General features: G+C 70.7%; 14 protein-coding genes. 9 read left to right on the top strand and 5 right to left on the bottom strand.

Going from position 1 to position 15,190, the window contains the following annotated elements; genetic code table 11:
* Window positions 1-158: 158 nt before the first annotated feature.
* Complete coding sequence (locus QH290_RS09900) at window positions 159-1,073, bottom strand: cation diffusion facilitator family transporter (RefSeq protein ID WP_280382625.1); 915 nt, start codon at window positions 1,071-1,073, stop codon at window positions 159-161.
* A 218-nt stretch (window positions 1,074-1,291) separates the two neighbouring features.
* Between QH290_RS09900 and QH290_RS09895 the strand changes: the two genes are divergently transcribed.
* The 3 genes from QH290_RS09895 (at window position 1,292) to QH290_RS09885 (ending at window position 4,951) form a co-directional block, all read left to right on the top strand.
* Window positions 1,292-3,373: an ABC transporter ATP-binding protein gene (locus QH290_RS09895; protein WP_280382627.1), complete on the top strand. Its 2,082-nt coding sequence runs from the start codon at window positions 1,292-1,294 to the stop codon at window positions 3,371-3,373.
* On the top strand, window positions 3,370-4,107 hold the full coding sequence (locus tag QH290_RS09890; protein WP_280263720.1) for a CbiQ family ECF transporter T component: 738 nt from the start codon (window positions 3,370-3,372) through the stop codon (window positions 4,105-4,107). Before QH290_RS09895 ends, QH290_RS09890 begins: the two co-directional genes overlap by 4 nt.
* Before the next feature lie 199 nt (window positions 4,108-4,306).
* The gene (locus QH290_RS09885; protein WP_280382624.1) at window positions 4,307-4,951 is read left to right on the top strand and encodes a DUF8020 domain-containing protein; all 645 of its coding nucleotides are present in this window, start codon (window positions 4,307-4,309) and stop codon (window positions 4,949-4,951) included.
* Window positions 4,952-5,198: 247 nt separating this feature from the next.
* Here QH290_RS09885 and QH290_RS09880 read toward each other — a convergent pair whose 3' ends face one another.
* Window positions 5,199-6,530, bottom strand: a complete 1,332-nt coding sequence (locus QH290_RS09880; protein WP_280382623.1) for a lipase family protein — start codon at window positions 6,528-6,530, stop codon at window positions 5,199-5,201.
* Window positions 6,531-6,890: 360 nt separating this feature from the next.
* Here QH290_RS09880 and QH290_RS09875 point away from each other — a divergent pair, with 360 nt between their 5' ends.
* Complete coding sequence (locus QH290_RS09875; RefSeq protein WP_280382626.1) at window positions 6,891-8,516, top strand: carboxyl transferase domain-containing protein; 1,626 nt, start codon at window positions 6,891-6,893, stop codon at window positions 8,514-8,516.
* 49 nt (window positions 8,517-8,565) lie between these two features.
* Here QH290_RS09875 and QH290_RS09870 read toward each other — a convergent pair whose 3' ends face one another.
* Together QH290_RS09870 and QH290_RS09865 are read right to left on the bottom strand one after the other, a co-directional pair.
* Entirely contained in the window at window positions 8,566-9,108 is a 543-nt protein-coding gene (locus tag QH290_RS09870) for a hypothetical protein (RefSeq protein WP_280269861.1), read from the bottom strand.
* A complete protein-coding gene (locus QH290_RS09865; protein ID WP_280269860.1) occupies window positions 9,105-9,380 on the bottom strand; it encodes a helix-turn-helix transcriptional regulator in 276 nt (91 codons plus the stop codon). The genes QH290_RS09870 and QH290_RS09865 overlap by 4 nt, the downstream gene beginning before the upstream one ends.
* Before the next feature lie 100 nt (window positions 9,381-9,480).
* Here QH290_RS09865 and QH290_RS09860 point away from each other — a divergent pair, with 100 nt between their 5' ends.
* Window positions 9,481-10,338 carry an aldo/keto reductase gene (locus QH290_RS09860; protein WP_280269859.1) on the top strand — a complete coding sequence of 286 codons (858 nt, stop codon included), beginning with the start codon at window positions 9,481-9,483 and terminating at the stop codon, window positions 10,336-10,338.
* A 33-nt stretch (window positions 10,339-10,371) separates the two neighbouring features.
* Here QH290_RS09860 and QH290_RS09855 read toward each other — a convergent pair whose 3' ends face one another.
* Window positions 10,372-11,583, bottom strand: coding sequence for an NAD(P)-binding protein (locus tag QH290_RS09855; protein ID WP_280382622.1), 1,212 nt, complete (start codon window positions 11,581-11,583; stop codon window positions 10,372-10,374).
* A 94-nt stretch (window positions 11,584-11,677) separates the two neighbouring features.
* Here QH290_RS09855 and QH290_RS09850 point away from each other — a divergent pair, with 94 nt between their 5' ends.
* The 4 genes from QH290_RS09850 to ligD all read left to right on the top strand — a co-directional run.
* Entirely contained in the window at window positions 11,678-12,403 is a 726-nt protein-coding gene (locus QH290_RS09850) for an enoyl-CoA hydratase (protein ID WP_280382621.1), read from the top strand.
* Window positions 12,403-13,563 (top strand): MBL fold metallo-hydrolase, encoded by a 1,161-nt coding sequence (locus QH290_RS09845; RefSeq protein ID WP_280269856.1) that lies wholly within the window; start codon window positions 12,403-12,405, stop codon window positions 13,561-13,563. Before QH290_RS09850 ends, QH290_RS09845 begins: the two co-directional genes overlap by 1 nt.
* 61 nt (window positions 13,564-13,624) lie before the next feature.
* Complete coding sequence (locus QH290_RS09840; protein WP_280269855.1) at window positions 13,625-13,906, top strand: antitoxin; 282 nt, start codon at window positions 13,625-13,627, stop codon at window positions 13,904-13,906.
* Window positions 13,907-14,008: 102 nt separating this feature from the next.
* Window positions 14,009-15,190 (top strand): non-homologous end-joining DNA ligase (gene ligD, locus QH290_RS09835; protein WP_280382620.1); only part of this gene is annotated, 1,182 nt, incomplete at its 3' end.

Genomic DNA, 15,190 nt, shown 5'->3' with positions numbered 1-15,190 from the left:
CCCCCTAAACCCCCGGCTCGCGCTCCCCCCTCACCCCCCGGCAGGTCCCACCCCCTCAAATCCCGGCTCGCGACACCCCCTCAAATCCCGGCACGGTACACCCCCTCATATCCCGGCACGCGACACCCCCTCATATCCCGGCATGTTTTTGGCCGGGATCACCAGGAGAGTTCGCCGCAGTGGCGGGCCGTGTCGGTCCGTTCTACCTGGAGGGTGGCGTGTTCTATGTGGAAGGTGTCGGCGAGGATGCGTTGGGCGGCTCGCAGGATGTCGTCGCTGTCGTGGTCGGCGGTCGTGGTCAGGTGGGCCGAGGCGACCTCCATACCGGAGGTGAGCGTCCATACGTGCAGGTCGTGGACGTCGGCTACGCCGGGGACGGCCTGCAGGGCGGTCGCGATCCGCTCGACGTCGACGCCCTCGGGACTGTGCTGGAACAGGATGCGCAGCGAGCGCCGGGCCAGCACCCAGGTGCGCGGCAGCACCCACAGCCCGATCAGCACGCCGACGATCATGTCGGCGTAGGGCCAATGCGTGAGCAGGGTGATCGCCGCCGACACCAGCACGCCGAGCGAGCCGACCAGATCCGCCAATACCTCCAGGTAGGCACCGCGCAGATTCAGGCTCTCCTTCGCGCCCGAGCGCAGGAGCAGCAGCGACACGATATTCGCGACCAGGCCGAGCGCACCCACGATCAGCACCGGCAGCCCGGGCACCTCCGGCGGCTCCCCCAGCCGCAGGATCGCCTCGTACAGCACGTACGCCGCGACCGCGAACAGCAGCACCGCATTGGCCAGCGCTGCCAGCACCTCCGCGCGGTAGTAGCCGAATGTGCGGGAGAAGGTCGGACGGCTGCGCTTGGCCAGCAGGATCGCCGCCAGCGCCATCACCAGGCCGAAGACGTCGGTCAGCATGTGCGCGGCGTCCGACAGCAGCGCCAGCGACCGGGTCAGGACGGCGGTGACGACCTCGGCCACCAGGAATGCGACCCCGATCCCGAGCGCGAACACCAGCCGGGACAGGTACCTGCACGAGGCGCTCTCCGGCGCGACGCCGTGTGCGTGATCGTGGCCCACAACCACCCAACCTAGGCCGGGCGACAAGGTATGCAAACCGGACACGAACCACGGCCGAGCCGAACTGGCAGACTTGACCCGTGACCGCTCCACCCCCGCCCGGCGACGGGCCGCCTTTCGACCACCGCGGCGACCCGCGGCCCACAGGCGGCGCCCGGCCCCCCGCCGAGCACGGACGGTCGGCCCCCGCTGGGGAGAAGGCGCTCGGGCGCGGCCCACTGCGGCCCATCGAGCTTGCGACCGCCGCGGTTCTCGGTGGCGTCACCGTCGGACTGGTGACAGTCGGTTCGGTGATCCCGTTCGCGGCGGCATTGCATTTGGTGGCGGCGGTGCCGATGGGGCTGCTCGCGCACCGGTACCGGTTGCGCGCGACGTTCACCGCGGCCGTCGCGGCCACCCTGGTGACCTTCGTCGCGGCCGGGCTGGTGTCGGCGATCGCGGTGGTGAGCGTGGCGACGATCGGCGGCATCGTGGGCACCGTCAAGCGCCGCCGCGGTGGGCCGGTGGCGGTCTTCGGGCTGTCGGTTGTCGCGGGCATCGTCTGGTCGGCGACGTCGCTGGCCTGGCTGCTGATCTTCAGCACCGCCCGCAACCTGCTGTTCGACAATGTGCGCAATGCCTCACGCGGCGTGCAGAAGCTGGCCGCGCAGGCGAATCTGGACTCGGCCGGAAACGCCGTCGCGGAGTTCGCCGACCTGGTACTGCGCTGGTGGTGGGCGTTCGTGGCGGGCGGAGTACTGGCCGGAATCGTTGCGACAGCACTGTTCTCGTGGTTCGCGCTGGGATCGGTGCTGGACCGGCTCACCTGGCTGCCCGGCGCCGACCGGCTCGACGCGCCGCCCGACGACCGTCCGGTCGCGCCGCTTCCGGTGACGCTGCGCCAGGTCTCGTTCCGCTATCCCGAGGCGCGGACCGACGCCCTGTCCGGGATCGACCTCACCGTCCGGGTCGGCGAATTCGTGGCCGTGGTGGGCCACAACGGATCCGGGAAGTCGACGCTGACCCGCGTGCTGGCGGGGCGCCCACCGACCGGCGGCACGGTGGATCGCCCCGGGTCGGCGGGCCTCGGCATGCTCGGCGGCACCGCGCTGGTCCTGCAGCGGCCGGAGAGCCAGACGCTGGGTGTGCTGGTCGCCGACGACGTGGTGTGGGGGCTGTCCCCCGAACTCGCCGCGCAGGTCGATATCGAGGCGCTGCTGTCCGAGGTCGGCCTCGCGGGGCTGGGCGGCGCCGAGACCGCCACCCTGTCCGGCGGCCAGCAGCAGCGGCTCGCCGTCGCCGCCGCCCTGGCGCGCAGACCGGCGCTGCTCATCGCCGACGAGGCCACCTCCATGATCGATCCGGACGGCCGCCGCGAACTGGCCGCGCTGCTGTCCGAACTGCCGCGACGCCATCCGATGGCGGTGGTGCTGGTCACCCACCACGAGGCCGATGCGGCGGCCGCCGACCGCGTGGTGCACCTGTCGGGCGGATACCAGGTGGACCGCCTGCCGACCTGGCCACGGCCCGTGCGCGATCCGCGGCGGAGCCCGATGGGCGAGCCGCTGCTGACCCTGCGCGACGTGCGGCACACCTACAACCGCGGAACCCCGTGGGCCGCCCCGGCGTTGCACGGCGTCGACCTCACGGTGCGGCGCGGGGAGGCGCTGCTCGTGGTCGGCGGCAACGGTTCCGGCAAGTCGACCCTGGCCTGGATCATGGCCGGGCTGATCGTGCCCACCGCCGGTCGCTGCGAACTGCACGAAGGACGCGACGTCCGTCCGGTGCATCGGCGAATCGGCGCCGTGGAGCTGGCCTTTCAACATTCCCGGCTGCAATTGCAGCGGCAGACCGTGGGCGCCGAGATCGAGGACTGGGGCGGCAGCGGGACCGGCTCCGGCGCGGTCGGCCGCGCGCTGGACGCCGTGGGCCTCGACCGCGCACTCGCCCCGCGATCCATCGAATCGCTGTCCGGCGGTCAGGCCAAGCGGGTGGTGCTGGCCGCGATCGTGGCCGCCCGGCCGCAGGTGGTGGTGCTCGACGAGCCGCTCGCCGGGCTCGATCCGCAGGGCCGCGCCGAGGTGGTGGAACTGCTTGCCCGGCTGCGCGATTCGGGACTCACCCTGATCGTCATCTCGCACGATGTGGCCGATATGACAGCCGTGTGCGATCGGACCGTGCATCTGCAGTCCGGCCGCATCCCGGAGACCGCCCCGCAGTCCGCGGCCGCCGTCGAACCGCAGGCCGCGCCCGTGACCGAACAGACCGCCACGGCCTGGGCGCGACTGCACCGACCCGGCGCGACGGGAGATCCGTCATGAGCATGGTGTTGCTGCGTGAGGTCCCGGTCGACAGCCCGATCCATCGACTGTGGGCCGGTACCAAGATGATCGGGGCATTCCTGATCAGTTTGCTGCTGATGCTGTTGCCGTCCTGGCCGGTGCTCGGCATGACCGTGCTGCTCCTGGTGGTCGTCGTCGCGACCGCGCGGCTGCCGCTGGGCACGCTGCCGCGGCTGCCCTGGTGGTTCTGGGGGCTGCTGGCGGGCGGGGCGCTGATCAACGTGCCGGTCGGCGAGGCCGCGGTGCTGCGGTACGCGCAGGTCACTGCGTTCGGGTTGACCCTCGTCGCCAGCTCGTTCCTGATCGCCTGGACCACGCCGATGGGCGAGATCGCCCCGGCCCTCGCCACTTTGGGCGCACCGCTGCGCAAACTCCGTGTGCCCGTGGACGAGTGGGCCGTGGTGGTGGCGCTGACACTGCGCGGCCTGCCGCTGCTGCTGGACGAGATGCGCCTGCTGCGCGCCGCACGCAGGCTGCGGCCCAAGGATTCCGCGCTGCAGCGGGCGGCGGTCAATCCGCTGCTCGATATCCTCACCGCCGCCATGGCGGTCGCCACCCGCCGGGCCGGGGAACTGGGCGAGGCCATCACCGCGCGGGGCGGCACCGGGCAGCTCACCGCGCGTCCCAGCGCGCCGGGACTTCGGGATGCCATCGCGCTGACCATCGTCGTGGTGGTGTGCGTGGGCGCCGTCATGATCGATCTTCTGACGTAGGGCAAACCCACCGGTCGGACGAAATATCCTCTGTCATGGAATATTTCGGGGGATTGACGCTGCTGGTAAAGGTATGGTTACAGGGTCGGTCAGCCGGGTCGACGGCTCCGCGCGCAGCAGGGGTGACAGGGGTGTCGAGCGCGCGCCCGGGGGGCTTTCCGACGCATTCAATCCTGATGAAGATGGGAAACAACCGAAAATGATTCTGCGCAAGTTCAGCGCTGCGGCAATTCCGGTGGTCATGGGGGTCGCCGTCGGGGCCGGCGCCACCCACGCAGCACCCGCCACGCCCGATGTGCACTACGAAACGGCACTGGCCGGCAACACCATTCAGACGACGTTGCGTGACGGATCCTTCCACGTGTCCGGCGACGCACGCACGGTCGACATCCGATCCGCCGCGGGCGACACGCTGGTCACGCTCCCGCTGTCGTTCCGGCAGGACGGCCTGGAATACCCGATGCCGCACCAGGTTCGCGAGGACGGCCGGGTACTGGAGCTGACGGCGGTCAAGAATGTGGCCGCGGCCCGCCCGGCGCAGGTCACGCCGGTGGCGTCGCTGGAGGAGAACCAGCGCGCCCAGGAGGCGTTCGCCTCGCAGTTCGGGATCGCCACGGCGATCGGCGGTTTCGTCGGCACCGCCATCGGCGCGCTGGTCGGGCTCACCGGCATCGTCGCCGGGCCGGGAGTCGTTGCCAGCGTCATCGCCGGTGCCGCGATCGGCGGCATCATCGGCACCCTGGTCGTCGGCGGCCCGGCCCTGATCATCGCCGGAATCGACCTGATCAACACCCTGAACGCCGCCCCCGGCACCACCAAGTGGATGGACACCACCGGCCGCTGACCCACCGCAGCCGCACCCCGCGCCCTACCCGACCACCGGACCGGTGCCGGGTGCGACTGCCCACCCTCCCGCATCCAACAATCCGGCACAGCCGCCCACCTCACATTCCCGGCACGGCCGCCCACCTCACAATCCCGGCACGGCCGCCCACCTCACAATCCCGGCACAGCCGCCCACCCCACATTCCGGCACCGCCGCCCATCTCTTATTCCCGGCACGCTTTTGGCCGGGAACTCCCCACACCGGATCAGCGCACCACGCATCCCGGTACCGGCGGTATACCCGCGAATCGGTCGGAGAGGAAGTTCATCCCACCGAATGCCTCGCCGATCGCTGCGCCGTTGTGCGAGGGGAAGGGGGAATGGATGGCCGTGAGGTCGGCGCCTCGCGCGCAGTAACTGTCGACCAGCGCGCTGAACCCGGCCACGGGGATCACGTCGTCGGTCACGCCGTGGTAGAGGTACAGCGGCACGTCGGGTACCGCGGCGCCGAGTTCGTGCGGGGCGGCGGTGGCACGGAAGACCGGATGCGCCAGCAGATTCGGGACCGTGGAGAAATCGTCCACCCGGGCACCCGCGTACTTCGGGACCAGATCCGAGCCGCACGCGGTGGCGTTGTCGGCCAGCAGCGCCCGGCCGCGCTCGTTCAGCAGCTCGAGCAGCCCGGAGTCGGGATTGTTGCGTGCCAACGCGATCAGGATCAGGATCGCCAGCCCCGCCTGCACGCCGCCGTCGACCCGCTGCGCGATCGCCGGGATATCGACCGGGACACCGCCCGAGCTGATACCCGAAAACCACACGTCGGGAGCGTATTCCGCGCGCAACTGCGCTGCCCACAGCGTGGCGAACGCGCCACCGGAGTACCCCCACGCGCCGACCGGCCCGTCTCCCACACCGGCGGGCGGGAAGGACCGCGCGGCCCGGATACCGTCCAGCACCGCCCGCCCGGCGGTCACCCCGTCGAAGAATCGCGACTGCGGCCCTTCGTAATCGGCGACCACCACCGCCCAGCCGCGCCGCAGCGCCTCCATCAGGAACGGCACATCCAGCACGGTGTTCACCACGCCCCAATCCCGGGCGCCGCGCAGCGCGAACGACGGCGCGCACCGGGTACCCAGGCTGTCCTCGGGAACCTGATACGACAGCAGGGGCCGCGGACCCACCCAGGGCACCGGTGGCACGATCACCGTCGCCACATCGAGCAGCGGACTGTCGGTGGAATCGGTTGTGCGATAACGCAATTGCCACGCCGACACCGGAATCGGCAGGTCGAACAGCGAGATCGGCCGGGACCCGAGCACCGCGCCGTCGGGCTGTGCCGCGAGGTCGGCGGGCGCGGCGTAGAAGGGATCGTTGTCGGGCAACGGGATGTCCGCCCGCGCGACGGGAGCCGACACCATCACCGACAGCGCGGTCAGGGCGACGACGAGCAGCGCCACCCAGCTGCGACGTGCGGTGCGTGGCCGCGATGCCGCGCCGACGACCGGTTCGCTCCGCGTGACCGGCCGCCATCGCGCGCCGAAACATGCCGCGCGGCAAACCATTTCCTGATACATCAACGACGTGCGCCCGGTTTCCATTGTGCCTCCGCGTCACCACACCGACGCGCAGGGACACCCGGCCGCGGGTCCGCACCGACCGCTCCACATCATCGGGTCCACTACCGTAACCCCGGCAAACATGCAGGTCAACGACGATTGCCGCACCGTGTCCCAAGTGCGACGCCCGACCCCGTTCCGTAACCTCACCCACACGCCGCCTATCGTGCACGATCGGCCCTGCACCACAGGGTTTTCCGTCGTCCCGCAGCCGTCCGCCGACATCGCCGGATGCCACCTGTTCACTGCATCGTGAGCTCTCCGAGCACCGGACCGGCGCCATCCACCGAGCCGGAAGAAGCATCGCATTCCGCGGGTACTGGCTACGCTCGGCGCGTGAGGATGTCGGCGCGGGAGCTTCTCGACGGGCTGTTGGACAGTGGCTCGTTCGTCGGCTGGGATCGGTCGCCGGTCGCGGTCGACGCCGGTCCGGAGTACCGGGCGGACCTGCGGGCGGCGGCCGAGCGGGCCGGTACCGACGAGTCCGTGCTGACCGGCGAGGGCGGACTACGGGGGCGGCGGGTCGCGGTGATCGCCTGTGAGTTCGGATTTCTCGCGGGCTCGGTCGGGGTCGCGGCGGCGGAGCGCATCGTGACGGCGGTCGAGCGCGCCACCGAACTCGGGCTCCCGCTGCTGGCCTCGCCGACCTCGGGCGGCACGCGGATGCAGGAGGGCACGGTGGCCTTCGTGCAGATGGTCAAGATCGCGGGCGCGGTCGCGGCACACAAATCGGCCGGGCATCCGTACCTGGTGTATCTGCGCGATCCGACGATGGGCGGCGTCTTCGCGTCGTGGGGTTCGCTGGGCCACATGACCTTCGCCGAACCGGGCGCCCTGATCGGCTTCCTCGGCCCGCGGGTATACGAGGCCCTCTACGGCCACCCGTTCCCGGAGGGCGTGCAAACGGCCGAGAACCTGTACCGCAGGGGCGTGATAGACGGCGTGGTCCCGATCCGGGTATTCCGCCGCATAGCCCACCGCGTCCTCAACGTCACCACCGGCGGCCTGGCCACCACACAACAACCGGCCGGATCGGAACGGGCCGCGACGGAATCGGCCGGAGCCGACTCGGCCGGAAGCCGCGGCGACCACTCCGAAACCCGTGGCGGGCACTACGATTCGCAGGGCACCGCACCAGCTGATCGACCGACGGAACCGGAACACGTTGCGCTGCAACATGTCACAGATATCGAGGCCACGTGGCGAGCGGTCACCCTCTCGCGGCGCGCCGAACGACCGGGCATCCGGCAATTGCTGCGGCACGCCACCGATCGGGTGCCGCTGAGCGGGACCGGGCAGGGCGAATCGGACCGGACCGTCGTGCACGCACTGGCCAGGCTGCGCGGGCATGCCTGCGTGGTGTTCGGCCACGACCGCAGCGGTCAGACCGGCGAGAACACCATGGGCCCAGCGGCATTGCGGGAGGCTCGGCGCAGCATGCATCTCGCGGCCGAACTGCGACTCCCCTTGGTCCTGGTGATCGATACCGCCGGTGCCGCGCTTTCTCGCGAGGCCGAGGAACGCGGCCTGGCCCCCGAGATCGCCCGCTGCATAGCCGATCTCGTCACCCTCGACACCCCTACCGTTTCCGTACTGCTGGGGCAGGGCAGCGGCGGCGGCGCACTGGCACTGCTCCCGGCGGATCGCGTTCTGGGCGCGACACATTCGTGGCTGGCACCGCTACCTCCGGAGGGCGCCAGCGCGATCGTCCACCGCGACACCGCACACGCTCCGGAATTAGCTGCCGCACAACGTATTCGGGCCGCGGATCTGCTCGCCGACGGCATCGTCGACCGAATCGTCCCCGAATACCCGGACGCCGCAGCCGAACCCGTCGACTTCGCCCGCCGCATGATCACCGCCGTGGCCGACGAGCTGGCGGTACTCCGACGCCTCCCCCCGGACGAACTGCGAGAAACCCGCAGGTCCCGCTATCGGCGCCTGGGGCTACCGACTACGCGGGACTGACCACTGCCCTCTGCGCGCACGACGACGGAAAGCGCAGCGCCCCAAAAGATCAGGGCTCCGGCTCGGGATCGGGCCGAGTCCACCCCAGGATCAGACCGGGCGCGCACCCACCGGCCATCAGCGTGGCCAGCGCCATCGCGCCACCGGCGTAGGCCGTGCGGAACGCCCCGGCCTCCGGGAAGATAGCGCCCGCGACGATCAGATACATCAGCGGCGCGAGGGTGAGCGACTGCGTCAGGCTCAGACCGATCGACCGGGCCGTATTGCGCTGGGCGATCTCGAATTCGTCCAGCGTCGGCGTCGGCGCGCTGTCCTGCCGCTGCGAGACGATCCGCAGCATGGTCCAGGCCGGGAGGAAGACCACCGCGGCCGGTAGCCAGATCAGCGGCGCCCATCGCAGGTCGAAGGCGCACAGCACCCCGACCACGAACAACACCGCGAGGGCCGCGACCACCGCGACCACCAGCGTCCGCCGCCGGGCGCGAGTGCGCCAGCCCGGCAGCATCCCGGAGGTGCGCTCGTCGTAGACCAGCCAGCGGCGGACCCGATAGTCCTGGTAGCGATCGAGCAGGGTATTCGCCGGTGACGTCATGACTGTCCTTTCGTGCGCTGGTAGAGCTCGGCCGACAGCGGCGTGAACTCGTTGCGCGAGAACACCGCCTCGACGGGGAGTCCGAACACCTCGCAGATCCGCAGCGCCAGGTCGAGGCTGGGGTAGTGGTCGCCACGCTCGAGCGCGCCGATCGTCTGAACATTGACGTTCACCGCCTCGGCCAGCGCGGCCCGGCTCATCCGATGCTCGGCCCGCAACACCGCGATCCGGTTGTATATCGGGAGGGTTTCACCCCTTCTCACTGGACTCACACAACAGAGTGTTGTAAAAACACAACACATTGTCAAGCGGTCCCGAACACGCTCGGGGGGTTCGTTGACGGGTCGGCAAACCGCTTCTACGGTCGGAACGGTGACCTTTCGCAGCGAGACCAGCGCAGTACCGTCGATCGTGCTGAACGACGGGAACGTGATCCCGAAGCTCGGTTTCGGTGTATTCCAGGTAGCCGAGTCGGAGGCGTTCAATGCGGTGACGACGGCCCTGGAGGTCGGGTACCGCAGCATCGACACGGCCATGGTCTACGGCAACGAGGCCGAGGTGGGGCGGGCCATCCGGGAGTCCGGGCTGCCGCGCGACGAGGTCTTCGTGACGACCAAGCTGTGGAATTCCGACCAGGGTTACGACTCGACGCTGCGGGCGTTCGACGCCAGCATGGACCGCCTGGGCCTGGACTATCTGGATCTCTACCTGATCCACTGGCCGGTCGCGGGGGCCGACCGGTTCGTCGACACCTTCCGGGCATTCCAGGCATTGAAGTCGCAGGGCCGGATCGGCTCCATCGGGGTGTCGAACTTCCATCGAGACCACCTCGAGCGGGTGATCGCCGAGACCGGTGAAACTCCGGCGGTCAACCAGATCGAGCTACATCCCAGCCTGGCCCAGCCGGAGCTGCGCGCCTTCCACGCCGAGCACGGCATCGCGACCGAGGCGTGGAGCCCGCTCGGGCAGGGCGCCGAGCTGAAAGATCCCACGATCGCCGAGGTCGCCGCCGAGGTCGGCCGCACCCCCGCCCAGGTGATCATCCGCTGGCACCTGCAGCTGGGCAACGTGGTCATCCCGAAATCGGTGACGCCGTCGCGCATCCAGGAGAACTTCGAGGTCTTCTCCTTCGAGCTGACCACCGACCAGATGACCCGCATCACCGCCCTGGACACCGCCACCCGCGTAGGCCCCGACCCCGACACCTTCGCCGTCGGCCTCGAGAACTGACCCCGCGCCGCACGCACGCAAACGCGTTCTCGTCTAGCCGAGGCCCAGGTGGGTGGTGAGTTCGGTGGCGGCGGCGCGGCCCGCGCGGTTGGCGCCGATGGTGCTGGCGGAGGGGCCGTAGCCGAGTAGGTGGATGCGGGGGTCGGCGGCGACCTGGGTGGCGAGGCGGCCGGTCATGGTGATGCCGCCGCCGGGGCCGCGCAGGCGCAAGGGCGCGAGGTGGTCCAGGGCGCTGCGAAATCCGGTGGCCCACAGGATGACCTGGGCGGGCTGGAAGGTGCCGTCGGCCCAGCGGACACCCTCGGACTCGATCTGCTGGAACATCGGATGCCAGTCCAGGGCGCCCCGGGCGCGGGCGGCCCGGACCCGGTCGTCGACGGGCAGCCCGGTCACCGAGACCACCGACCGCGGCGGCAGCCCGCGCCGCACCCGGTCCTCCACCATCGCCACGGCGGCGCGGCCCGCCTCGGGCGTGAACGGACCCTCCCGCCAGCGAGGTTCGGTCCGCGACACCCACGTCGTGGTCGTGACCTGCGAAATCTCATCCAACAGCTGCACCGCCGAGACCCCGGCCCCGACCACGACGACATGCTGACCCACGAACTCCTCCGCCGTGCGGTAGTCGTGCGCATGCAGTTGCCGCCCCGCGAACGCCTCCGCACCCCGGTAGTACGGAATGAACGGCTTCTCCCAGGTCCCCGTCGCATTGATGATCCCGCGCACCCGCACCACCGACCCCGCTGCACCACCCGGACCTCTTGCAGCGCGGGACAATTCGGGAGCGGAGTCGCCGACATTTCCACCCGGCTCGGTCCACGGCACGCCATCTCCACCCACCGCCTCGGTCTCGGCATGCAGGAAGCCGTCCACTGCCTGATCGGGGCAGGTGGACGGGGTGGCGCGGTCGCAAACGACCCGTACCGAGGTCGGGCGGTGGACGCGGAGGTCGAAACGCTTCTCGTACAGGTCGAAGTAGTGCGGGACCGCGGTGGCCGCCTGCGCGTTCTCCGAGCCGTCCGGCAATGTCTCGGCGAACGACATGCCGGGCAGATCGTGCACCCGGTTCACCGTGCTCAAGGTGAGCGAGGGCCAGCGGAACTGCCAGGCCCCACCCGGTCCGGGCGCGTGGTCGACGATGAGAAAGTCCTGCTCGGGCCGCAGACCCAGCCGTCGCAGGTGGTAACCGGCCGATAATCCGGCCTGTCCGGCGCCGATCACCAGGATCTCGAAATCGGGTGCGGTCACCGCCGCCACGGTACCCGGGGTGCGTCGGGTGCGGGCAAGCAACCTTGCGCCGCATACAGTAAAGGTAATCGCACCGCACCAACGGGGAGGTCAGATGCTCGGAGTCAGCCGCGATGGCGACGTGGTCACCATCGAACTGCAGCGCCCGGAGCGCCGCAACGCCCTCAGCGAGGAGTTGGTAGGGCAGCTGCGCGATGCCGTGACGGCCGCTGCCGCCGACGCCCGCGTCATCGTTCTCACCGGTCAGGGCCCGATCTTCAGCGCGGGCGCGGACCTGTCGGGGGTGTATTCCCAGACCTTCCTGGACGCGCTGATGGAGATGCTGCGCACGCTCGAGACCGTGCCCGTGCCGGTGATCGCCGCGATCGAGGGCGGCGCCCTCGGCGCGGGCGTGCAGCTGGCGCTCGCCTCGGACCTGCGGGTGATGAGCCCCGATTCCTACGTCGCGATCCCGGCCGCGAAACTGGGCATCTCCGTGGACCGCTGGACGATCCGGCGGCTGGTGTCGCTGATCGGCGGCGGCCCCGCCCGCACCATGCTACTGGGCGCCGAACCCGTAACCGCCTCGGACGCATACGCTTTCGGCTTCGCAAACCGTATCGGCACGCTCGCCGACGCCCAGGAGTGGGCCAAGCAGATCGCCGCGCTCGCCCCGCTGTCGCTGCGCCACATGAAGCTGGTGTTCAACGACGACGGCACCCGCGGCGAGGACACTCCCGAGCAGCAGGCGGCCCTGGAGGCGGCCTGGCGCAGCGACGACGCCACGGAGGCGCGACTGGCCCGGGAACAGAAGCGCGCGGCGAAGTTCGTGGGGCACTGATGAATCCGGCCAGCCTGCTCACCACCGTGCGCCGGATCGCCCTGGGCGCCGCCGGCGCCGCGGGCCTGCTGTGGGCGCTGCGCGCGGCCCGCGGCCTGCCGGAGGCGCTGGGCGCGTCGGCGGCGGCGATCGCCCCGCTGGCGGCCGGTTCGGCCGGCTACCGCAACCGCCAGTTCCACAACACCGAGCCGAGCACCCAGTTCGCGCCGGGATCGGGCCTGTCGCTGTTGTTCTCGGCGCTGACCCGCAACGGCGTGGGGCGTCCCGCGGGCGAGATCCCGCTCGCCACACCGGATATCCCGCCGGAGGCGGGCGAGCTGGCTGTCACCTGGCTCGGCCACGCCTCGGCGCTGCTGGAGATCGACGGCTACCGGGTTCTCACCGATCCCGTATGGAGCGAACGGGTTTCGCCGTCGCCGACGATCGGTCCCGCCCGCCTGCACCCCACGCCACTGCCGCTGGACCAGCTGCCGCCGGTCGACGCGATCGTCATCTCGCACGATCACTACGACCATCTGGACCGCGACACCGTGCGCACCCTGACCGCTACGCAGGACGCGCCGTTCGTCGTGCCGATCGGTATCGGGGCGCACCTGCGCAAGTGGCGGGTCCCCGAGCGGCGGATCATCGAATTGGATTGGGGCACTTCGGTTTCCCTGCCCGACCGGGGTGACGGGCGCACCGGCGACCTGGTGATCACCTGTGCCGAGGCCCGGCACTTCTCCGGTCGGGGCCTGGTCCGCAACACGACCCTGTGGGCCTCGTGGGCGATCGCGGGACCGGCGCGTCGCGTTTACTTCGGCGGCGATACCGGGTACACCAAGGCGTTCGCGGAGATCGGCGCGACACTGGGCCCGTTCGACCTGACCCTGCTGCCGATCGGCGCGTACGACGTGCACTGGCCGGATGTTCACATGAATCCGGAGGAGGCGGTGCGCGCCCACGCCGACGTCTGTGTCGGCGATCCGCGGCGCGGGCTGCTGATCCCGATCCATTGGGCGACGTTCAACCTGGCCTTCCACGGCTGGTCGGAGCCGGTTCAGCGGCTGGTGGCGGCGGCGCAGGCCGCCGGGACGCCGGTGGCCGTCCCGCTGCCCGGCCAGCGGATCGATGCGAATGCGGTATCGCCGCAGGTCTCATGGTGGGAGGATGTGCGCTAGGGCGGTGTACGCGGACGCCGCCGTGATCCAGCCGAAGACCGATGAGTTAGGAGTAGGACCTATGAGTCTGATGGACACGCTCAAGGGCTTGGTCGGCAAGGGGAGGGATGCGGCCGCCGAGAACGCCGAGAAGATCCACGGCGCGGTGGACAAGGCCGGATCCTTCATCGACGAGAAAACCGGAGGCAAGTACTCCGACAAGATCGAGAAGGGCACCGAGAAGGTCAAGGGCGCCATTCCCGAGCAGGACAAGGCGCCCGGCGGCCCGGGCGAGGCGACCCCGCCGCCCCCGCCGCCCCCGGCGCCGGAACCCCCGGCCGATCCGGACCAGCCCAAGAGCTGACAGATCGCCGCAACGGGCCGTTCGGCGTCTCCGGAAGGGGGCGCGAGCGGCCCGTTGCCGCGGCGGGACCGGTCTGTCGGTAGCTGCCTCTAGACTTCGAATATGGTGTCCCGCCGCCGGTTCGGGAGTATCGAGGTTGAGCTGAGCAACCTCGACAAGGTGCTGTACCCGGCAACCGGCACCACCAAGGGCGAGGTCATCGACTATTTCACCGCCATCGCCCCCGCGCTGCTCCCGCACATCGCCGGGCGTCCGGTCACCCGCAAGCGCTGGCCCAACGGCGTCGAGGAGCCGTCGTTCTTCGAGAAGAACCTGGCCACCCACGCACCCAAGTGGATCCAGCGGCACTCGGTCGAGCATTCCGACCGCCGCGTGACCTACCCGGTCATCGACTCGGTGGCCGGGATGGCGTGGCTCGGGCAGCAGGCCTCGCTGGAAATCCATGTGCCGCAATGGCGTTTCGTCGAGGGCGAGCGGGGGCCGGTCACCCGCCTGGTGTTCGACCTGGACCCCGGCCCGGGTGTCGAGCTGGCGGAGTGCGCCCAGGTGGCGCTGTGGATCCGCGATACGGTGCGCGACGCCGGGCTGGACGCCTTCCCGGTCACCAGCGGCAGCAAGGGCATCCACGTCTACGTCCCGCTGGACCGGGTGCTCAGCCCCGGCGGCGCGTCCACGGTGGCCAAGCAGGTGGCCACCGGGCTGGAGAAGCTGCATCCGGAGCTGGTGACGGCCACCATGGCCAAGGCGGCGCGCCGGGGCAAGATCTTCCTCGACTGGAGCCAGAACAACCCGTCCAAGACCACCATCGCCCCGTATTCGCTGCGCGGCCGCACCTATCCGACGGTCGCGGCACCGCGCGCCTGGGAGGAGATCGAGGACCGGAAACGACTGCGGCACTTGACCTTCGACGAGGTTTTGGACCGCTGGCGCGACCACGGCGACGTACTGTCCGGGCTCGATCCCCCGCTCGGCGAGCAGACGGCCGACCCGCTGACCACCTACCGCTCGATGCGCGACCCGGCCCGCACCCCCGAACCGGTCCCCGCCGGGCCCCCGGCCGAGAGCCCGGGCGACCGCTTCGTGATTCAGGAGCACCACGCCCGCAGGCTGCACTGGGGCGTACGTCTCGAACGCGGCGGGGTGCTGGTGGGGGGGGGGGGGGGGGGGGGGGGGCCCCCCCCCCCCCCCCCCGGCACGCGGGCGCGGGGGGCCCCCCGCCCGACGCGCCGGGGAGGGGGGGTGGGCCGGGGGGGCGCCCCGCGGGGGGTGGGGGGGGGGGGGGGG

Origin of the sequence: Nocardia wallacei, assembly GCF_029869545.1 — a bacterium.
GTDB classification, from domain to species: Bacteria; Actinomycetota; Actinomycetes; order Mycobacteriales; family Mycobacteriaceae; genus Nocardia; species Nocardia wallacei_A.
Note: the sequence above shows the minus strand (reverse complement) of the source record. Positions and strands in the feature narration are given on the sequence as shown.